The sequence below is a fragment of the Bacillus sp. CGMCC 1.16541 genome, from assembly GCF_003184905.1.
Taxonomy (GTDB): Bacteria; Bacillota; Bacilli; order Bacillales; family Bacillaceae_H; genus Priestia.
In genome coordinates, this window is the sequence record NZ_QFRU01000040.1 from 1 (window position 1) to 18,119 (window position 18,119).

Consider the following 18,119-nt stretch of genomic DNA (forward strand, 5'->3'; position numbering starts at 1 on the left):
ACTATATTATATCAAACTTTTAGTGAAAGTTAAATAATTGAAATAGAGAAAGGAGGGGCAAGGTGGAAGTTTCAGATACTTGATATGGTACAAAATCTTACGATTTCAAGTGCACCATACCGTATCTGACGGCAATTCCTCCCCCACTTATCGTTGGGCTACGCCCTTCACACGATTGAAGTAGGGGTATCCTTGCCGATTTAAGATGAAGGTAATTATGATGAATTCATGGATAGCCTCCGTCAAGTAAAAGAAACGAGACGACGATTACAACTGCCATTAATGGTGCTTTCAGCTGGAAAGAAAAATCATTATTCACAAGAATCTCAAGAATTATGGCACGATATGCAAAGAGAGATGTTAGAGATATCCTCAAATAATGAATTCGTAATAGCTGAAAACAGTGCACATTACATACAAAAAGACGAACCCAAAGTGGTCGTTAATGCCATTAAAAAGGTCATTGACATGATATGAAAATAGATTGAGAGAGGCTTTGTTATTTTTGTAGAAATGTTCGTAGAAGAATGAGATGAGCCAGCCGGAGGGACAAGGGATTTCCAACAATAAAATAGGTAGCGTTAAATTGAAGGAAACCATTTTTTAGCACTTTTTTAGACTATCTTCAAGCTTGCCTCAATATAGTAAAAGAAAAGAGATAAGGAGGTTGGTGTATGGAGAAAGCTGCGAAAGTCGCTCCGGAACAGTTCAAACAACCTGAAGTAACCAATATGATTGATGTGACGACCGCTTGGAGTGTCCCACTCTTCTCACTTCTGCTTGTCATTATTGGCGTTGTGTTACTGCTAAAGTTTAAATCCGATAAACAAGTGTTTTTAGTTGGTGTCTTTATTAGTGTGGTTGGTCTTGCGGCAGGTTTGTGGTTGTTGCTTAGTCAAAGTGGAAGTGTGTTGAATTGATGTTTTGGATATAGTAGATGCAACGTTCCTTGCTTCTCTATCCATTGATACTACTGGATTTTGCAGGCAAGGAACGTTGCAAACTGAGTCAAACCGGGGCGTTCTTTGCCCCTTTTTTATAATACGTGAACCTTCCCCCGCTTCACGGTTAATACTTTGTCTGTCATCCCTACAAATAACCCGTTTTCAACGACACCTGGGATGGCATTTAACATCGGTTCGAGAACGTGTGGATCTTCGATGGCATGAAAATGAGCATCCATCACATAATTGCCGTTATCGGTGATAAACGGTGTATGGTCGTCTTTTAACCGAAGGCGCGGAACACAGCCGAGGTCGCGAATGTGCTTCGCTGTCATCTCCCAGCCGAATCGAACGACTTCAATTGGTAATGGAAACACACCTAGTGTATAAACCATCTTTTTTGAGTCGGCTACAATGATTAATTCATCTGCCGCATTCGCAATGATTTTTTCACGAAGAAGCGCTCCACCCCCGCCTTTTATGAGCACTCGGTTTTGATCCACTTCATCCGCTCCATCAATGGCCAAATCAATGTACGAAACATCAGCAAAAGAAACGAGTGGAATGTGAAGTTTCCTGGCTAGTTCTTCTGTTTGTCGTGACGTTGGAACCCCTTTTATCATAAGCCCTTCTTGAACACGTTTCCCTAACATTTGTAAGGTATAATACACAGTCGAGCCTGTTCCTAACCCAACAACCATTCCATCTTTCACGTATTCCGCTGCTTTTTCCCCCACGAGTTGCTTTTCATTCACGGTCATCACCACTCCTTTTGAACTAGTGTACCCCTATTGAAAAGAAAGCTAAACAATCATTGCCTATTCACGATTAGGCCGTACTGTTCACAACACGAACAAGCTTTTACACCAATTTACCGGATACCATTGACAAATATTGTATCCAAGATTAAAATTCAACCATTCTAGTAAGCTTTCATTTGAAAGAAGGTGCCTCACAATGAGTCAAAATGACGAGTGGTATATCCATTCTCCCCAAGCAAGAAAAAAACTCTATAAACGTGTATTAATTGTCGTTAGCTTATCACAAATTTTTGGTGGAGCAGGCCTAGCAGCTGGCATTACGGTGGGAGCTCTGTTAGCTCAACAAATGCTTGGAACGGATGCGCTCGCAGGCGTACCTACTGCTTTATTTACGATTGGATCTGCTTTAGCAGCGTTTGTGGTCGGAAAAGTATCACAACGATACGGTCGTCGCATCGGCCTTACCGCTGGGTTTTTAACAGGTGGACTAGGTGCCGTGGGCGTTGTGATGGCGACGTTAGCTAATAGTGTCGCGTTATTATTTTTATCTCTCTTTATTTACGGCGCAGGAACCGCAACAAACCTGCAAGCTCGGTATGCCGGTACGGATTTAGCCACTAAAAAGCAACGAGCAACCGCGGTTAGTATCACCATGGTTATGACGACATTTGGTGCAGTAGCAGGACCAAACTTAGTCGACGTGATGGGAGCGTTCGCTCTGTCAATTGGCGTCCCTGCATTATCAGGTCCGTTTCTTTTATCCGCAACTGCGTTTATTGTAGCAGGACTTATTTTATTTATTATGTTGCGCCCTGATCCGTTAACCATTGCCCAAAAGCTACAACAGCAAGAAACGGAGCAACCAACAACCTCTAACCGTACTGTCAACAAACGAGCTTTAACGGTTGGTGTAACTGTAATGGTTCTGACTCAAATTGTCATGGTCGCCATTATGACGATGACACCTGTACATATGATTCATCATGGTCATCATTTAGGAGATGTCGGATTGGTCATTGCTTTTCATGTGGGTGCCATGTATCTTCCTTCTCTTTTTACGGGTGTGTTAGTTGATAAACTTGGACGAACAGCTATGAGCATCGCATCAGGTGTGACGCTGTTACTTGCTGGATTAGTGGCAGCTCTTGCACCTGCTGATTCGATGACGCTCTTAATTGTCGCTTTATCGTTGCTTGGATTAGGATGGAACTTTGGATTAATTAGTGGCACGGCTCAAATTGTCGATGCGACGGAACCGTCTACGCGCGCCAAAGTACAAGGAAATGTCGATGTCCTAATTGCACTATCAGGAGCTTCTGGCGGGGTGCTGTCAGGTATGGTTGTTGCTCATTCTAGTTATGCGTTCTTATCGGTTGCCGGAGGGCTTTTATCTCTATTACTCATTCCCGTCGTCATTTGGTCTCGCAGTGAAAAGCGTGTTGAGAATGTCAGTATGAAAGGGTAAAAAAAGAGTTGTCGAACGAGGAGAAAAGTACTCGATTCGACAACTCTTTTTTCTGTTTATAACCCCGGGCGATAAGCCGTTTTTGGAATGCGATCGTATTCTTCCGCATTTAAAGTGTGTACGGAGTCATCTGTGACACCATGTAAAATGCCATATAACCCCGTTTCAACCGCTTGAACGAGTTGACCGCGTTTCTTTTGTCCGAACGTATGAGTTTGACCACGTACTTCAAATAAAACAGTTCCGCTTCCGTTTAATGCAAACGAACCAAGCGCAGTTCCTGGCAGGTCAATGTTTTGGTCATAAAGCGTAATGTTGTTAAATGGTGAATTTCCAATCGATTGAAGTGCGTGATAGGCGGCTAAATTAAGTTGCTTCGAGAATTCAAGGTCATAGTTGCTTTTGTATTGTTCATAACGACCATTATTAATCTCGACGAATTTACCTGAAATCGACATCGTGACTAAATCGTCTGTTCCTTCTACATAATACGTACCTTGATGATGCATATCGACGAAGACATCTACATTTCCATGCTTCGCTTGTAAGCTCTTATACACATCGCGTACCGTTTGTGCTTCTGGTGTGATGTACCAACCTGGTGATGAAGAATTTCCTGGGAAGTCTTTTGCTTGCGGGACATAATTTAAATCTGGGTGGAAGTCTCGATTTACATCAAAACCTGGCTTGTCTGTGTAGTTAAAATATTGATTCGTATACGTGTAGTAGTTCCATGATGGTTTTGCTTCTTTTAATTGAGGAAAACGACTCACCACTTCTTGCCACGTGATGTCATTACCACGACGGTCTAACTCCGATGCATCCGGGTTCATCATCGGCAGTACAACAACCGTCATCTCTTCACGCATCTTTTTCGCTTCTGGTGAGTTTGTACCAAGCTTTTGAAGAATGTTTAAAAGGGCAACCGTGCCTGTTTTTTCATTTCCATGAATTTCTGTTTGAATCAACACAACCTTTTTCCCTGTTCCAACTGTCGCTTTGTAAATTTCACGCCCTCGGTTGGAATGCCCGACCACTTCAACGTTTACGACTCCTTTTGATGACTGTTGAATCTGTTGAAGCTTTTTCGTTAGCTCCGCGTGGCTAATGTAACCTGATACTGAAAATTCTTGCTGTTGTGCTGTGCTTGCTGTCGTATTTGCGCCTGCATATGTAGGTGCGAGTAAACTTGCACCCAGTAGTAAAGCTCCCATCGTCGAAATCACTTTCTTCTTCATTCTCCTATCCCCTTCCATGCATTGGTATCATGTACAGTGATAGAAGTTCTTCACGCTGATTTTGTTTCCTTTCGAGATAAATGAAAACAGGATTTTTGACTAACGAAATAAGTCAAAGTACCCTCTTTTTCCACAACAAAAAGCCGAACCTTTTTACTAGATTCGACTCTTTTTCTATTTAAATTAAGTTTCGATTCACAAGCTCTGTTTCTGCTAGTAAAGGAAATAGATTATCAAACATATGGGTGTCGTTGTTTTGAAGCGTGACGTAGCCCCCATAATATGTGTTAGATGCGTTGTTTTCACGAAATTGAATCATACGCTTGTACATTTTTACCGCTGTATCTGTTTTTCCTACTTCAAGGAAATACAAAATTGTAATTCCATAAAGCGCGGGTGATTCATAGTTTACAAGTGGCTTTTTGGTGTTAAGGTCGTATTGCCCGTATAATTTACCATAGCGTAAAAACTCGGCTTCAATCCAGTTGGCAAGTTCGGTTTTCGGTACACCATGTCGAGACAATTGAAGCGCTGCGTAGGATTGATCAATCATGTTGATGCGTGTGTCATAACGGTATGCATTTTGGGAGATGATGTAGCGTTTTGGTAGAAAGCCATTTTTTGATGGTGCGTTTTTCGCCACGACTAATTGACGATCCGCCTCGGCTTTGGAGATGATGCCATATTGCACCATTTTGTTGAAGGCATAAGGGTTGAGGTAAGATAACGTGACTTGATTGCCAACCCAACCGTTTACGATGTCGTAATAGTCACTGTAGATGCCTTGTCGCTTTTGATATTGCGCAAGACCACGAGCAATTTGATCAGCGGTTTGCTTATAAGAAGTTGTTCCCCATTTTTCGTGTGCACGATACAACACTTCGACTACTTTTAAGTCGTCAATTAGCGCATTTGTCGCAGAATTTTTCGTTCCATCTGCTGCTAGCTTCCAATACAGCAAATGTTTCGTCGAATCTTTGTAATAACGATTCAAGAGTTGAAGTTGTTGATTAAACTCTGTTTGCTTGCCTTGCACAAGCAAATACTCCATCCATAATCCAATTGATTCAGACAATGTCTCTCTGCCTAATGCATAATTCGGATCAGCGGTCGTACTTGGAAGCCTGTATGTTGCAAGGGTTCCATTTTGATTCGTCATATGCTTATTAATAAAGCCCTCAGTGGCATAGGTACTCGCTTGAGATGTGGAAAACGCAGCACCGCTTAGTGAGAATAATAGCGTGAGACAAACACCTACTTTTACTAGTTTATCCCGAAGCACTCATTCATTTTGATATTCTTTTTCTTTTTCATACATTTGCATGAGGGCATAATACGCTTGTTCCGCTAAAGAATTTGGTCTTTCTCATACACATCATCGCTTAAAAAAGCTGTACGGAGAAGGCTTATATATCACAAGTCATGTAAACGAAGGAACCACCATTTCGTTTACGTTACCAGCACACTAAAAAGAGGAGGACACTACACGTCCTCCTCTTCCTCTCAGTCATTTCATCTCTATGCCACTTCTCTTTTAGACGCTTACTTCTTCACCATCTCACGTAAGCTATGTACCACCATATTCGGCGCGAGCTCAGGATGCTCATTCACATTTTGTTGGCGATTCACCCAAATCGTTGAAAAGCCATAGTTTTTCGCACCTGCGATATCCCATGAATTTGATGAGAAAAAGAGAACCTCTTCTCGCTCAACGTTTAATTTGTTTTTCGCATGATGATAGCTTGCCATTGTCGGCTTGTATTGTTTAATCTCATCGACTGAAATAACCTCATCAAACAAATGCTGCATCCGGTGATGACGCACCAATGGCTCAATCATCTGTTTCGGCCCATTTGTAAAAATCGCGAGAATGTATCCTTTTTCTTTTAAATAGGTGAGCACTTCTTTTACTTCTTCATAGACATTTAATTGCAAGTACGCATCCATTAGCTCTTGTTCGGTGTAATCTGACATGGTGGCTTCACACGTTTCCACTGCGTACCGAAGTGCTTTTTTCGTCACTTCATAAAAATCGATGTATCGGCCCATTAATTGATGCTGCATCGCATATTCAATTTGTTTCGTTCGCCACAACATACTTATACGTTGTCCGATGTCAGGGTACAGTTCATCGCACTTTTTCACCACAGAATCCACATCAAACAACGTGCCGTATGCATCAAATAGTAGTACTTTTGGTTTCATCGTTCATCACTCCCTGTTCCCTATTTTACCCAAAACTTAGCTGTCAAAACAAATCGGATAACAAGAAACAGAAACGAGATACTAAAAAAAGAGAACGACGAAATGAGGGATCAAGGATGTACACAAAAGAGAACATGAAACGGTTAAAAGAAGTTGAAGCACTCGCTCCTGCACAAATGCAAGGCTTTGTGGCGTTTAGTAAAGGGGTACTGCATGACGGAGTACTAACAAGGAAAGAGAAAGAAATCATTGCGATTGCGGTCGCTCATGCAACAGAGTGTCCGTACTGCATCTACACACATACGAAAAAGGCAAAAGAAGCAGGCGCAACGAAGCAAGAATTAGCAGAAGCGGTTATGGTGACAGCAGCCATCGAAGCGGGCGGGGCGTTCACACATAGTACACACGCAAAAGCGGCATACGAAGGAAGTGAGGCTGCTACTTTGTATCCACGTACTAATTTAAACAAGCTATCGTACTTGCAAGAACATGCACCGACTGCGTTCGCTGCGGCACAACAATTTTTCAGTGCAGCCTTTCAACCAGGCGCACTCACAGTTAAGCTAAAAGAGCTTTGCGCAGTCGCTGTTGCCCACACATCAGAATGTCCATACTGCATCGAACTTCATACAAAAGGGGCCAAACAAGCAGGCGCAACCGAAGCTGAACTCGGTGAAGCCATTTTTGTGGCGAGTCTTCTTCGTGCAGGTGGGGCGTATACGCATTTAGCGTTAATGTTAGAAGCGTATGACGAATAAAAAGGATGAGCGAAGCGAAAAGGGGGCAACCACGCCCCTCTGTTCCGCTCATTCCATCCCTTTTATCTCCCTCTATCATTCAGCGACTATTACACAACATCAAATGCCATCTGTAGCGCCGCTAAAAATCCAACAAACACAAGCACCGTTACAATCGCTTCCTTCCAATCGGGGCGCTCTCCACGAACAAATTTGGCGATGTCATACGACAACATCGCCGCTAGTAAAATCGATAAAATCACATAAATCGGTTGCACGCTCGTTCCTCCCTGTCTTTCTTCTGTTTCTACTCTACCATACTTTCATCACGATTTCTTTTTAAAAAGCGACACACCTCTGGTCGCAAACAAGCCTTCTGTGCATACACTGTGTAAAAGGTTGAAAGGATGAATGCCCTTGACAACGTTAGATCCTCAAAAGCTTAGTGTTACTTATCGTCAAGGCGTGACGGCTACCCATCCCGTTATCGGCAGAAAGTATACCCTTACGCATTCGGATGAAACGGCTGAACTGTTTTTATTCGTTGACTATCAGTTCGCCATTGATCAAATTGGTCCAATGCGAGATGAGGTGTTTGCTGAATGGTTACACAAAGATGGCGTGTATATGCTTTATGTGTACGTATTTGTCGGCAACGAACAGATTGAGAAATCAATTCAAGCAATTCGCTACACCATTTTCAAAAAAGAAATGCCACTTGCTCTTCAAGCCATTCGTTACGGTGATCAAATGTTCTTTAACAGCTATCCTCTTCTCGATTCCACACCCATTTTCGTTCATTTTCACTCCAACGACCCAAACTTCCATACCATTGAATATTTCGGAACCCCTTCTATGTACGCACAACCCTTCTATGGCTCATCAAAAACAGGGTAAAACGAAGGGGTGGGTGGGACATAACGAAATGATGCCTTCTCAAAAACGAACAATGACGTTTCTATCATCGTTAGGTTACAACAACAAGCTCGTTCCATTTCGCTCCAGTCACTCGCTTTCCACGGGGAGGAAGCTTGAGTCTCCTCGTACCTGCAGAGCCTCAGCCTTTCCTCTATTTCCCGCAGGAGTCGAGTGTCCTACGCTCCATTCCACTATCCTTTTAAACTTGTTTTTCAAATCAGCAACAATACCCGAACGATCAAAGTAGGTAACACAAAATAGGCAATCCTTTTCCATTCACTTCATGGTACACTATGTGTAAGATTTGATGACAAAGGAGTTATTTTCAGATGCCAGCATTTCAAGATCATGTGATTGTCGATGTTCCTTTAGAAGAAGCATTTGCTTTTGCTTCAAACGTAGAGAATGCGACAAAAGTGATGAAACACATTTTAAAAGTGGAGAAACTAACCGAGGGACCTACAGGTGTAGGAACAACGTATAAAGAAACAAGAGCAATCCGTGGTCGTGAAGCATCAGCGGTCATTACGTTCATTGACTTTGTACCAAACGAACGATACTCCGTGCAAAGCGAAGTACAAGGACTTGAGACTATTTATCACTACACATTTAAGCGTGAAGGTGATCGCACACACATCCGCTTTTCGTGTGACATTAACGCCTCCACCCTCACGATGAAATTTATAAAACCAATGTTTACAAAGATTATTAAAAAAGAAGATGGCAACCATTTACAGGAAATGAAAAAAGCGATAGAAAACAAATAGGTTTGAGCCAAGAGAGGACAAGCCCAACTTCAACTCTTTTTATTTCAGACGTGTCAGTTTGTTCAAAACGAGCAATTCGGTTCCCTTTATAAACGTATGATTCTCTTTCTGCCTAAACATTTACAAGAGGAAGTGAAAGAACGGTTTTTAAGCACGGAAACTTATACAAACCAAGTACTCAAAGAATGGTTTCAAACAGGAATAGATCGTGAAGACATTCGCAAGTTAGAAATTGACTCACTCATCAATAGCTTTTACTGTATCATTGATAGCTTATTGGTGCAGCGCTTTTATTACGACAGTGAGCGCTACGAACAAAAAATAAATGATGCATGGACCGTATTTTGGTCCGGTGTCAAAGCGTAAAGGAGTGTCACACATGGGGTGGATTTATTTAATTATTGCTGGAATGACTGAAATTATTTGGGCACTTGGCTTAAAGTATTCAAACGGATTTACCGAAACCATTCCGAGTGCGATCACCATTGTTTTTATTACAATTAGCTTCTTTCTATTTTCAAAATCACTCGCAACGATTCCAATTGGAACGGCTTATGCTGTCTTTACAGGAATTGGGGCAGCAGGTACGGCGATTATTGGGATGATTTTTTTAAACGAAGGAACAAGCATCGGAAAGGTTTTCTTTTTAACACTAATGATACTTGGCATCATCGGCTTAAAGCTCGTTTCAAGTGACGAACCGAAAACAGAAACGGAGGCATCGTAATATGGCGTGGGTTACACTCATTTTAGCAGGCTTTTGCGAAGTTGGATTTGTCATCTTTTTAAAACTATCAGATGGCTTTAAACGCTTATGGCCTTCACTTGGCTTTATGTTATTTGGAGGGCTAAGCTTTTATTTGCTGTCGCTTTCGTTAATCGAACTGCCAATCGGCACAGCGTATGCGATTTGGACGGGTGTCGGTGCGGCTGGTAGCGTCATACTTGGTATGATTTTCTTTAAAGAACCAAAAGACTTAAAACGAATTGTACTCATTCTTTGCATCATCGCTGGTGTTGTCGGCTTAAAAGTAACTGCCTAACAATTGTCAAAAACGCATCTCCTCCCTTTTCATTTTTGCGCTATAATGTAAGAAGATGGACATGTTAAAAACAAGGAGATGCACACGATGAATCTTGGTATGGGTGAAATTATTTTAATTGTCTTTGTCGCACTGTTGCTGTTTGGCCCGAAAAAGCTACCAGAACTAGGGAAAGCTGCAGGAAACACACTTCGAGAATTTAAAAATGCCACAAAAGGGTTAATGGACGACGATAAAAAATAACGTAGTATTGAAAAAGAGGCCAATAGAGAGAACATCATCTCTTTATTCGCCTCTTCTTTGTTTTTCTTTCCTAACTGATGTCCCATCCGTTTCCTTTTGCCGGTTTTTCTATTTTTACACTACGACGTTTATCATTGGCAACCCTAACACGATTTCGGCCTCTATCTTTCGCTTCGTAAAGCGCTCGATCAGCGGCATCAATTAAACAAAGCATGGCATCTTGCTCCGTTGGTTTTACAGTCGCAACGCCAACGCTCACTGTTACATACTCACTAATCGGTGACGCTTCATGAGGAATGCGCAAGTTATGAATGCTTACTCGAATGGTTTCTGCGATGCGTAACACTTCTTTTTTTGTGACTCGTGGTAACACAACCGCAAACTCTTCTCCTCCATACCTCGCCACACAAATAGCAGCACGTACCGCTTCTTGCACCGTTCTTCCGACTCGCTCTAAACAATCATCCCCTGCTAAGTGACCGTACGTATCGTTGTATGCTTTAAAATAATCAAGATCAAACAAAATAAACGACAACGAATGCTTTTTCAATATCGCATACTCCCACTCAACTTTTAACCGTTCATCGAGCGCGCGGCGATTCGCAAGCTTGGTTAATCCGTCACGATTGGATAATTGCTGAAGTTCTCCATTTAGTTTCATCAACTTCTCTTCCGCTTCTCGTCGCTTCGTTACATCGCGATATTCCCAATAATGGCCGATGTAGGTGTTTCTTTCATAGATAGGCACATAATCGAGCGTATAAATCTTCCCATCTACAAATGTAAATTCTTCTCCTTCTACTACTTGATTTTTCTTCATAATTTCATCTAACCGTTTTATGAAACGAGATGAGTTTTTCACCACGTATTGATGCTTTTCATATAAGCGACCACTGTTTCTTCCTACCATTTGTTTAGGTGGTCCCTCTAGCTGAAACATATCACAAAATGCTTGATTCACAACCGCTACACGACGATTTGCCGTTTCAATCATTACAGCCGTATGGGCGTTTTGAATTAAAACTGAAAACATCTTTGCTAAATTACGATGGCGCTCAGCGGCCGCTGCTGATTGATACAAGTACTTTCCAACTTGAAAAACAAAGAATCCACCGACAATAGAAAAAAGTGCGTGATAAGTGAAAATAGAAAGCACTTTTTCAAACACTCGTATGTTAAGAGATAAAGAGATCAATATAAGCAGTAAGCTGACACCATTCATCACATGAAACTTTTTTGTCAAGGTGATGCTGCGCATTGAAATCACACCACAAACAATACCGATAAACAACATAAATAATGCAGCCACAAGGGAAGCAGAAGAAATCCCAAATAAAGCAATCCGACCAATTGCAATGATGATGGCAGACAAAACAGCTGGCCAAAACCCTGCATACGCCGCTACAATAACAGTCGCTAAATGGCGTAAATCAGCAATAATATATTGATCTACTCGAATCGTATAAATCATTAATACAACGCCAAGTATCCCAAAGGAACTACCTAATAAAACAATACGTACCCACCGATGAACGGATAAAAATTTCGTTTCTTTTATACGCTCTCTCACCAAATGAAAAACAAACAAAAAGGTAATAATAAGGGTCACGTTAAACAGCAGTTGATGAAACATTTCACTCATCCTTATTGATCATAATAGGATTATTTTACCATAACTTTATATGTTTAACGGACAATTAACGTGATAACCTTTCGACAATTCTAGCACACGTCCCAAAATGTCGGCGTCGAATGAAGGTCAAACTTATGAATCGCTACGATCATTTCGAGACGAATGCTTTGCTCCATTTCCTCTCGATCCTGAAGTGGAACATGGCTGACACATCGTTTTACTTTCGGTTCAAACAAATCAAGAAGTCGCTGCATCGCATCTTGATCTCCGCCTTTCGCTTGTTTAATTAACTCCACTACACCGCTCATTCTTCATTCCTTCTTTCGCATGTCATTCGCTAATTCTTCAACTGCTTGCTCTAACTCTTTCACTCTCGTTTCAATCCTCATCAACAAATAAAACGTGACGACAATTGGAAATCCAACATTTCCAACGAGATTAACCCAATCAACATTCATCATCTCTTCGCCCTCCGTTCATACGAATGCGTAAATGTTCAAGTGCGCGTTGACATGTGCGCGAGACCGATTGTTGAGAGATGTGAAGGATTTCAGCCACCTCTCGATGCGTGTGGCCTTCAAATATAACCAGCTCAAGGATTTGTCGTTGTCGCCTCGTTAACCGACGCAAAGCTTGATAAAGGGTAGGATGCTCCACCTCTTCTAGTAAACTAGTTGGTTCATAATCAACGCCTTCTTCTCCGACGATAAAATCAAGAAATGGGCGTGTTTCATTGTCCTGCTTAATTGGTTGATCAAGTGTATATGAAAAGATAGTTGTGTATTTTTGCCGTTTCGCTCGGTTGTCGCGTGCCACATGTGTGATTAACTTTGACATGTAGCTCACAAAACGAATTTCACCGTAGTATGCTTGAAACGCATCATGTAAAGCTTGATAACTCCCCTTCGTAGGTTGATGGATGGCTTGTTCAACAAGACGCTGATGTGTTTCACACTGCAAAAATGATTGAACGACAGGATGACAAACGCGTTCAGACTGCATGAGGAGACAAGTATGATGGCCAGGACTAGTAGTAGATTGATTCATAAAAAAACCTCCTTTCTATACTAAAAGGGAAAAAGTGGACAAAAACACAACCAAAAATCGAACAAATGTTCTTATTTTTAGCATAGCGCATGAGAAGACGCGTCGTCAAAATGGCTTTCGACCTAATTCCAATATAAAAATAGCCACTCCCAAAAGGAAGTAGCTACCGTTGTTAGTTATTTAATACACTTGTTCATCAGCCATTCAATGAATGGGTATCATTTATTCTTCAACTTCTTTAACATCGGAGAGAAAGATCGTGCGTGTATCATGATTTGTTCCATAACTTAGAAGATGTTGACTTTCTAAGATTCGCAAGGTGAACCCTTCATAGTTCTTATTCCGTTTCTGAATCACTTCTGTTAAATCGTCACCCTTTAAAACAAAATAGGTACCGTCTAATCCAATTCGTTCAAATGAACCCGTTGATTGAACGATTAAGTAATGTGAACGCTCATTTACTATGAAGCTATTAAAGAATAACTTATCTACTTGGTCAAAGAACACCTTTGCTTCGATTAACTGATCGTATTGAAGCTCTTCATCTAACGTACCCTTCCAAATAAAAGCTTGATTTTCTTCTTCATTTTCACATAAAAAACATTGACTGTAATGGTAGGTTTCATTCTTTTTATTCATTCGAGCAATAACATCAAATTTTATTGAATGTAGCTCCTTGTTCGCATTTATGATTAGTTCAACATTTGCGATTTTGCTGTTTTCATTTCCAACAGCAAGCTTCCCTTGAAAAGTAGACCAACTTTCATTAAAATCGATCGCTTCGACCCGATTATGCTCAAGAAACGCTACCTGCTCCAAATTATTTCGACCGCTGTAAAACGCAAACAAAAGAAGAATAACCATAAAAGAAAATAAACCATAAATAAATGTCAATTTACGTATCCCCCACACCTACTCACTTATTTTTTCAGCAATCTATTGAATTAGCTAAAGAAAAAATGCATACTTAATCATACCACAAAACAGGAAATTAGCCCCATCTACCTATCATTCGTCACCTTTTTCCGAACACAGCTAAAAAACACGTCGATGCTCGTTGGCTCAACGTGTTTCTTTTGATGATTGTGACAGTGGTAATCCTAATTGGAAAGGAACGTCTCTTTGAAATCGTTTAAAGTGCAATCTTTGAAAAATGAGTAATGATCCGTCTCTCCCCCTTGTTACTCTTAGTGTACGCTCGTTTTATTGCGTTTCACTAAGGCGAAGAAGAGGAACTTTTTCTCATTCTTTTGACGGATAATTAATGTAAGAAAAAACTTTGGAGAACAACAAAAATAACAAACAATGAACCTGCAATATTTAACATCGCTACCTCTTTGCGACCACTTTTCAACTCAGCAATTCCGACAACGATTAATAAACCACCAAGTAAAATCATCATCCCGTCCATAAACTGATGGTTACCTGTGATGAGCGAATAACTCGCCAATGCAGCCACACTGATTGCTAGAATAATTCGTAGGTTTGTTAACACGGTCAAGCCCCCCTTACTTCCTTCCATTTTATCACACATTGCTTTTCGTAACGTAAACGAGTGGTGGCTTAGGAAGAATCTTGGCGGCTGGATAAACGGATTGTAACGTGCTCTCTTTTTAGAAAAGTGATGTTACTTTATGATTTCTTTGAAAGGAAGGTATGTAAGAAGGTACGGTGCGTTTTTTTAATTGAAGTGGGTTTAAAAGGCTTTGCTCGACGATCTGCCTCTGGATTTTGGGTAATGATCTTACGTGTTCGTTCAACTAATTTCACATTTAATTCTTTGTTCATGCGCTAACTCCTTTGTCTCTTTCGTCATGTTTTGCTTTTCAAATAAAACAAGAACACTTGTTCTTATTTTATACGAAAGGAACTAAAAAGTAAATAAAAAAATCGTTGATTACGGTTGTTTAAAAGAATGACTTCTCAAATAGGTTGTTGTTATTCCACCATCTGGCCAACAACCGCTCATCTCATTTTTCTTTTTAAACGTGCTAAAGTGATCGTTTTACATACTCAAAAAAGGTATAATAGACCTATTATAAATGACACAAAAGGAGATACATGCATGGTAATTGTTAGAACGAAGGACGAGTTAGCACGTGTAAAGAAAAAGAAAGTAAAAGAGTTTAAAGTCGTCGGAGACCTCGCTGATAAAGTTGTAAAAGCACAAAAAATTACGAAACTAAGCAAGCAGCTTACGCATTAGCAGGAGTAGGAGCAATCGGGGTTGCCGCAACACCTGTAACAGGCGGGGCTTCAATGGCTTTTGCTGGCACAGCAGCAGCAGCTACAGTAGGAACAGGTACACTCATCGCAGCTATTTCTGCTGGAGGAATTCTTTTATTGTACTCGATTTTTAGTGGCTACAGCTTCAAAATAAAGTACACAAAAGACGGAGTAGAAGTAGACTTTACGAGTAAAAATCATACGAAATAATCATACATCAAGAAGTCGTTCATTCGATTTTTGTTCAGCTTGATTAGAATGTAAAAGTTTTCTGATCAAGCTGAACCATTGTTTATAAACGTTCTTTCTTTAGCTATTATTCACTCTCTGCAAACTCATCTACGAGTCTTGCAAAAGCGTTCATCGCTGACTCTACTGGCTCTGGTGATAGTAAATCAACACCTGTTGCTTTTAATAAATCAAGCGGGTATTCGGAACAACCGCTTTGTAAAAACTTCAAGTATGCTTCTAACGTGTCGTTGTCTCCTTGAAGCAAGCGCTCGGCAATGTGAATCGCTGACACATAGCCCGTTGCGTACTTATACACATAAAATGGACGGTAAAAATGCGGGATACGTGACCAGCCATATTTGACTTCTTCTTCAAACACTAAGTCATCACCGTTATACGTACGGAATAATTTTTCGTAAATGCCATTGAACACCTCTGCGTTTAATGACTCCCCTTTTTCCGCTTTTTCATGCACAATCTTTTCAAACTCAGCAAACATGACTTGCGTAAAAAACGTTCCTTTAAATTGATCAATAAAGTGATTCAGCAAATGTTTTTTCATCTTTTTGTCTGTTGTTGTTTTTAATAAATGATTAATAAGAAGAACTTCATTTACCGTTGACGCCACTTCAGCGACGAAAATGGAATAACGTGCTGAGATGCGTGGCTGATACAAGCTTGAATAGTGACTATGCATGCAGTGCCCCATCTCATGTGCGAGCGTAAACAAACTATCTAAATTGTCACGGTGGTTCAGTAACACATACGGATGAACACCATAAAGACCAATGTTATAAGCACCAGAGCGTTTACCTGGTGTTTCACGCACATCAATCACACCTGCATCTTTAAACGCTTTTAGTTGGGCAATGTATTCGTCTCCTAATGGCTGTAAGCTTTCAAGCATCGTATCGTACGCTTCATCGTACGGAATGTCTTCACGTACATCTTTCACAAGCGGTGCGCTCAAGTCATACGCACGAAGCTCATCGACCCCTAATTTTTCTTTTCGCACTTTCATGTAGCGGTGTAGCGGCGCAATATTGTTTTTCGTTGCTTCGATTAAGTTTTCATACACCGATACCGGTACATTATCACCGAATAAGGCTTTTTCTAACGCTGATGGATATTGACGCATTTTCGATAACGTCACGTTGTTTTTCACTGCTGATGATAAGGTTGATGCGATTGTATTTTTCATTTGAACATACGGCTTGTAGTACGCTTTGTACGCTTCTTTTCGCTTTGTTCGATCTCCACTTTCCATGATTTTGGCAAACATGCCTCGTGTAAGTGGTACTTTTTCACCTTTTTCGTTTGTTACATCGCCAAAAACAATATCCGCATTGTTCATCATGTTAAACGTATTTTTCGGAGAAGCGAGTGCATCGCCAAGTTGTGAGAGCACTTCTTCTTTTTCTTTCGTTAAAACATGCGTTTTATAGCGATACGATTCAAACAAATCTTTTTCAAAATACTGAAGTGCCGGTACTTCTTCAATGTAGCGCGTTAATGTTTCTTCTTCTAGTTCTAATAAATAAGGCATAAAAAAGGACGTTGCCGAACTGATTTTCACACCAAGCTGTTGTACTTGGTCAAGCAGCGTTTGCGACGATGACTTTCGTGTATCTTCATCATTTTGCAGCATCGCAAATACATACAGCTTCGTATACATTTGCATCAACTCTTCTTGACTATTTAAAAATCCGTAAAACTGTTCGGCACAATTGATGTTGTCGTTATAGCTTTTTAACGTATCAATTCCGGAGACAACCTTTTGATAATCTTCTTGCCACGCCTCTTGTGTTTGATAAATGTGCGTTAAATCCCACTTTTCGTGCTGTGGCACGTCCGTTCTTGATTGATATGTAGTCATCATTCCAACCCCTTCTCCATCTAGTCTATTACTACTTTAACAAAATCTACGGCATAATATGTCAAATTTGCATTGATATCTATTTTTGTTTCATTTATTATCCATTTATTTTAAAATGTGTAACTTAATTTCATCTCTTTTCGACTAATTCATACGTCAATTCATAAAGGAGTTTCGTTGATGAAAAATGTTTGGATATCGCTCATTGCTTGTTTCATGCTGATGACTACTTGGTTTGCTTTTCCTTCTACAAGTGAGGCTTGTTCGTGTGTTCAACCTCCACCACCTGAGGAGGAGCTTGCTCATTCAAAGGCTGTGTTTCGCGGAAAGGTACTTCGTGTTGAAAGAGTGAAGGTACCGTTGAACGAAGACTTTCCTTCTGAAGTCAATGTCGTCACATTTGAAGTAAATCGTATTTGGAAGGGGCCGCTTGATTCACAGCTACTCGTTTATACAGAGTTAGATAGCGCTTCCTGTGGCTATTCATTTTCAGTAGGACGCGAATACGTCGTATATGCACAAGGAGAAGAAGACCTCACAACATCAATTTGTTCACGCACGGCTGACGTCAAGACAGCAGATCTTACCGCTCTCGGGGACGGAAAAGCTCCTGCTAAAACAGTCACCATTGAAGAAAACAATTCCTTTTCTTTTTTAAAAATGAGTATCGGTGCTGGGCTATTACTAGGCGTCATTCTACTTTTTCTGAAACGACGAGTCTCTTGAACCTATATATAAATGATTTTCTTTTTCGACATTTGACCTAGTGAATCCCTAAGCGTTGT

At 40.7% G+C, this 18,119-nt stretch carries 25 protein-coding genes and 1 pseudogene; 13 read left to right on the forward strand and 13 right to left on the reverse strand.

Annotated elements, in window-relative coordinates:
• Nucleotides 1-207: 207 nt before the first annotated feature.
• Both DIS06_RS19255 and DIS06_RS19260 read left to right on the forward strand, forming a co-directional pair.
• Nucleotides 208-477 (forward strand): annotated as a pseudogene (locus DIS06_RS19255) (alpha/beta fold hydrolase); the annotation flags it as partial.
• 197 nt (nucleotides 478-674) lie between these two features.
• Nucleotides 675-920, forward strand: coding sequence for a hypothetical protein (locus DIS06_RS19260; protein WP_110114864.1), 246 nt, complete (start codon nucleotides 675-677; stop codon nucleotides 918-920).
• 116 nt (nucleotides 921-1,036) lie between these two features.
• Here DIS06_RS19260 and rpiA read toward each other — a convergent pair whose 3' ends face one another.
• Nucleotides 1,037-1,699 (reverse strand): ribose-5-phosphate isomerase RpiA, encoded by a 663-nt coding sequence (rpiA, locus tag DIS06_RS19265; protein WP_110114884.1) that lies wholly within the window; start codon nucleotides 1,697-1,699, stop codon nucleotides 1,037-1,039.
• A gap of 202 nt (nucleotides 1,700-1,901) precedes the next feature.
• Between rpiA and DIS06_RS19270 the strand changes: the two genes are divergently transcribed.
• The gene (locus DIS06_RS19270; protein ID WP_110114865.1) at nucleotides 1,902-3,170 is read left to right on the forward strand and encodes an MFS transporter; all 1,269 of its coding nucleotides are present in this window, start codon (nucleotides 1,902-1,904) and stop codon (nucleotides 3,168-3,170) included.
• Nucleotides 3,171-3,226: 56 nt separating this feature from the next.
• Here DIS06_RS19270 and DIS06_RS19275 read toward each other — a convergent pair whose 3' ends face one another.
• From DIS06_RS19275 to DIS06_RS19285, 3 genes are all read right to left on the reverse strand, one after another.
• Nucleotides 3,227-4,408, reverse strand: coding sequence for a M14 family zinc carboxypeptidase (locus tag DIS06_RS19275; RefSeq protein WP_110114866.1), 1,182 nt, complete (start codon nucleotides 4,406-4,408; stop codon nucleotides 3,227-3,229).
• Nucleotides 4,409-4,586: 178 nt separating this feature from the next.
• Complete coding sequence (locus DIS06_RS19280; RefSeq protein ID WP_110114867.1) at nucleotides 4,587-5,690, reverse strand: glycosyl hydrolase family 8; 1,104 nt, start codon at nucleotides 5,688-5,690, stop codon at nucleotides 4,587-4,589.
• Nucleotides 5,691-5,950: 260 nt separating this feature from the next.
• Nucleotides 5,951-6,613, reverse strand: a complete 663-nt coding sequence (locus DIS06_RS19285) for a haloacid dehalogenase type II (RefSeq protein ID WP_110114868.1) — start codon at nucleotides 6,611-6,613, stop codon at nucleotides 5,951-5,953.
• Nucleotides 6,614-6,729: 116 nt separating this feature from the next.
• Between DIS06_RS19285 and DIS06_RS19290 the strand changes: the two genes are divergently transcribed.
• The gene (locus DIS06_RS19290; RefSeq protein ID WP_110114869.1) at nucleotides 6,730-7,371 is read left to right on the forward strand and encodes a carboxymuconolactone decarboxylase family protein; all 642 of its coding nucleotides are present in this window, start codon (nucleotides 6,730-6,732) and stop codon (nucleotides 7,369-7,371) included.
• 89 nt (nucleotides 7,372-7,460) lie between these two features.
• On the opposite strand, the gene DIS06_RS20435 is transcribed toward DIS06_RS19290, so the two are convergent.
• Nucleotides 7,461-7,628 carry a hypothetical protein gene (locus tag DIS06_RS20435; protein WP_204166834.1) on the reverse strand — a complete coding sequence of 56 codons (168 nt, stop codon included), beginning with the start codon at nucleotides 7,626-7,628 and terminating at the stop codon, nucleotides 7,461-7,463.
• A 139-nt stretch (nucleotides 7,629-7,767) separates the two neighbouring features.
• On the opposite strand from DIS06_RS20435, the gene DIS06_RS19295 reads away from it, so the two are divergent.
• The 6 genes from DIS06_RS19295 to DIS06_RS19320 all read left to right on the forward strand — a co-directional run bounded on the left by DIS06_RS19295 (nucleotide 7,768) and on the right by DIS06_RS19320 (nucleotide 10,321).
• Entirely contained in the window at nucleotides 7,768-8,247 is a 480-nt protein-coding gene (locus DIS06_RS19295) for a staygreen family protein (RefSeq protein ID WP_110114870.1), read from the forward strand.
• A 350-nt stretch (nucleotides 8,248-8,597) separates the two neighbouring features.
• Nucleotides 8,598-9,035, forward strand: coding sequence for an SRPBCC family protein (locus DIS06_RS19300; protein ID WP_110114871.1), 438 nt, complete (start codon nucleotides 8,598-8,600; stop codon nucleotides 9,033-9,035).
• Nucleotides 9,036-9,167: 132 nt separating this feature from the next.
• Nucleotides 9,168-9,401, forward strand: a complete 234-nt coding sequence (locus tag DIS06_RS19305; RefSeq protein ID WP_110114872.1) for a hypothetical protein — start codon at nucleotides 9,168-9,170, stop codon at nucleotides 9,399-9,401.
• 13 nt (nucleotides 9,402-9,414) lie between these two features.
• Complete coding sequence (locus DIS06_RS19310) at nucleotides 9,415-9,762, forward strand: DMT family transporter (RefSeq protein ID WP_110114873.1); 348 nt, start codon at nucleotides 9,415-9,417, stop codon at nucleotides 9,760-9,762.
• A gap of 1 nt (nucleotide 9,763) precedes the next feature.
• Nucleotides 9,764-10,078 (forward strand): DMT family transporter, encoded by a 315-nt coding sequence (locus DIS06_RS19315; protein WP_110114874.1) that lies wholly within the window; start codon nucleotides 9,764-9,766, stop codon nucleotides 10,076-10,078.
• A gap of 87 nt (nucleotides 10,079-10,165) precedes the next feature.
• Complete coding sequence (locus DIS06_RS19320; RefSeq protein ID WP_110114875.1) at nucleotides 10,166-10,321, forward strand: twin-arginine translocase TatA/TatE family subunit; 156 nt, start codon at nucleotides 10,166-10,168, stop codon at nucleotides 10,319-10,321.
• Between the two features lie 70 nt (nucleotides 10,322-10,391).
• On the opposite strand, the gene DIS06_RS19325 is transcribed toward DIS06_RS19320, so the two are convergent.
• The 7 genes from DIS06_RS19325 to DIS06_RS20270 all read right to left on the reverse strand — a co-directional run bounded on the left by DIS06_RS19325 (nucleotide 10,392) and on the right by DIS06_RS20270 (nucleotide 14,789).
• Entirely contained in the window at nucleotides 10,392-11,954 is a 1,563-nt protein-coding gene (locus DIS06_RS19325; RefSeq protein ID WP_162596038.1) for a GGDEF domain-containing protein, read from the reverse strand.
• Between the two features lie 89 nt (nucleotides 11,955-12,043).
• Nucleotides 12,044-12,262, reverse strand: coding sequence for a helix-turn-helix domain-containing protein (locus tag DIS06_RS19330; protein ID WP_110114877.1), 219 nt, complete (start codon nucleotides 12,260-12,262; stop codon nucleotides 12,044-12,046).
• Nucleotides 12,263-12,265: 3 nt separating this feature from the next.
• A complete protein-coding gene (locus tag DIS06_RS19335; RefSeq protein ID WP_110114878.1) occupies nucleotides 12,266-12,415 on the reverse strand; it encodes a YvrJ family protein in 150 nt (49 codons plus the stop codon).
• On the reverse strand, nucleotides 12,402-13,001 hold the full coding sequence (locus tag DIS06_RS19340; RefSeq protein ID WP_110114879.1) for a sigma-70 family RNA polymerase sigma factor: 600 nt from the start codon (nucleotides 12,999-13,001) through the stop codon (nucleotides 12,402-12,404). Before DIS06_RS19340 ends, DIS06_RS19335 begins: the two co-directional genes overlap by 14 nt.
• 222 nt (nucleotides 13,002-13,223) lie before the next feature.
• A complete protein-coding gene (locus DIS06_RS19345; RefSeq protein ID WP_110114880.1) occupies nucleotides 13,224-13,895 on the reverse strand; it encodes a hypothetical protein in 672 nt (223 codons plus the stop codon).
• A gap of 367 nt (nucleotides 13,896-14,262) precedes the next feature.
• Complete coding sequence (locus DIS06_RS19350; RefSeq protein ID WP_162596039.1) at nucleotides 14,263-14,496, reverse strand: DUF3953 domain-containing protein; 234 nt, start codon at nucleotides 14,494-14,496, stop codon at nucleotides 14,263-14,265.
• Between the two features lie 137 nt (nucleotides 14,497-14,633).
• Nucleotides 14,634-14,789, reverse strand: a complete 156-nt coding sequence (locus DIS06_RS20270; protein ID WP_162596040.1) for a hypothetical protein — start codon at nucleotides 14,787-14,789, stop codon at nucleotides 14,634-14,636.
• A gap of 277 nt (nucleotides 14,790-15,066) precedes the next feature.
• Between DIS06_RS20270 and DIS06_RS20440 the strand changes: the two genes are divergently transcribed.
• A complete protein-coding gene (locus DIS06_RS20440) occupies nucleotides 15,067-15,207 on the forward strand; it encodes a hypothetical protein (RefSeq protein WP_204166835.1) in 141 nt (46 codons plus the stop codon).
• Between the two features lie 53 nt (nucleotides 15,208-15,260).
• The gene (locus tag DIS06_RS20445; RefSeq protein ID WP_204166836.1) at nucleotides 15,261-15,437 is read left to right on the forward strand and encodes a hypothetical protein; all 177 of its coding nucleotides are present in this window, start codon (nucleotides 15,261-15,263) and stop codon (nucleotides 15,435-15,437) included.
• Between the two features lie 106 nt (nucleotides 15,438-15,543).
• Here DIS06_RS20445 and pepF read toward each other — a convergent pair whose 3' ends face one another.
• Nucleotides 15,544-17,334, reverse strand: coding sequence for an oligoendopeptidase F (pepF, locus tag DIS06_RS19360; protein ID WP_110114882.1), 1,791 nt, complete (start codon nucleotides 17,332-17,334; stop codon nucleotides 15,544-15,546).
• 180 nt (nucleotides 17,335-17,514) lie between these two features.
• Here pepF and DIS06_RS19365 point away from each other — a divergent pair, with 180 nt between their 5' ends.
• Nucleotides 17,515-18,060: a hypothetical protein gene (locus tag DIS06_RS19365; protein WP_110114883.1), complete on the forward strand. Its 546-nt coding sequence runs from the start codon at nucleotides 17,515-17,517 to the stop codon at nucleotides 18,058-18,060.
• Nucleotides 18,061-18,119 lie beyond the last annotated feature (59 nt).

Excerpts from the sequence above, each read along its gene's own strand:
- DIS06_RS19260 (WP_110114864.1), top strand. The coding sequence starts at position 675 with ATGGAGAAAGCTGCGAAAGTCGCTCCGGAACAGTTCAAACAACCTGAA.
- DIS06_RS19270 (WP_110114865.1), top strand. The coding sequence starts at position 1,902 with ATGAGTCAAAATGACGAGTGGTATATCCATTCTCCCCAAGCAAGAAAA.
- DIS06_RS19275 (WP_110114866.1), bottom strand. The coding sequence starts at position 4,408 with ATGAAGAAGAAAGTGATTTCGACGATGGGAGCTTTACTACTGGGTGCA.
- DIS06_RS19285 (WP_110114868.1), bottom strand. The coding sequence starts at position 6,613 with ATGAAACCAAAAGTACTACTATTTGATGCATACGGCACGTTGTTTGAT.
- DIS06_RS19290 (WP_110114869.1), top strand. The coding sequence starts at position 6,730 with ATGTACACAAAAGAGAACATGAAACGGTTAAAAGAAGTTGAAGCACTC.
- DIS06_RS19300 (WP_110114871.1), top strand. The coding sequence starts at position 8,598 with ATGCCAGCATTTCAAGATCATGTGATTGTCGATGTTCCTTTAGAAGAA.
- DIS06_RS19310 (WP_110114873.1), top strand. The coding sequence starts at position 9,415 with ATGGGGTGGATTTATTTAATTATTGCTGGAATGACTGAAATTATTTGG.
- DIS06_RS19315 (WP_110114874.1), top strand. The coding sequence starts at position 9,764 with ATGGCGTGGGTTACACTCATTTTAGCAGGCTTTTGCGAAGTTGGATTT.
- DIS06_RS19320 (WP_110114875.1), top strand. The coding sequence starts at position 10,166 with ATGAATCTTGGTATGGGTGAAATTATTTTAATTGTCTTTGTCGCACTG.
- DIS06_RS19325 (WP_162596038.1), bottom strand. The coding sequence starts at position 11,954 with ATGTTTCATCAACTGCTGTTTAACGTGACCCTTATTATTACCTTTTTG.
- DIS06_RS19330 (WP_110114877.1), bottom strand. The coding sequence starts at position 12,262 with ATGAGCGGTGTAGTGGAGTTAATTAAACAAGCGAAAGGCGGAGATCAA.
- DIS06_RS19335 (WP_110114878.1), bottom strand. The coding sequence starts at position 12,415 with ATGATGAATGTTGATTGGGTTAATCTCGTTGGAAATGTTGGATTTCCA.
- DIS06_RS19340 (WP_110114879.1), bottom strand. The coding sequence starts at position 13,001 with ATGAATCAATCTACTACTAGTCCTGGCCATCATACTTGTCTCCTCATG.
- DIS06_RS20270 (WP_162596040.1), bottom strand. The coding sequence starts at position 14,789 with ATGAACAAAGAATTAAATGTGAAATTAGTTGAACGAACACGTAAGATC.
- DIS06_RS20440 (WP_204166835.1), top strand. The coding sequence starts at position 15,067 with ATGGTAATTGTTAGAACGAAGGACGAGTTAGCACGTGTAAAGAAAAAG.
- DIS06_RS20445 (WP_204166836.1), top strand. The coding sequence starts at position 15,261 with ATGGCTTTTGCTGGCACAGCAGCAGCAGCTACAGTAGGAACAGGTACA.
- pepF (WP_110114882.1), bottom strand. The coding sequence starts at position 17,334 with ATGACTACATATCAATCAAGAACGGACGTGCCACAGCACGAAAAGTGG.
- DIS06_RS19365 (WP_110114883.1), top strand. The coding sequence starts at position 17,515 with ATGAAAAATGTTTGGATATCGCTCATTGCTTGTTTCATGCTGATGACT.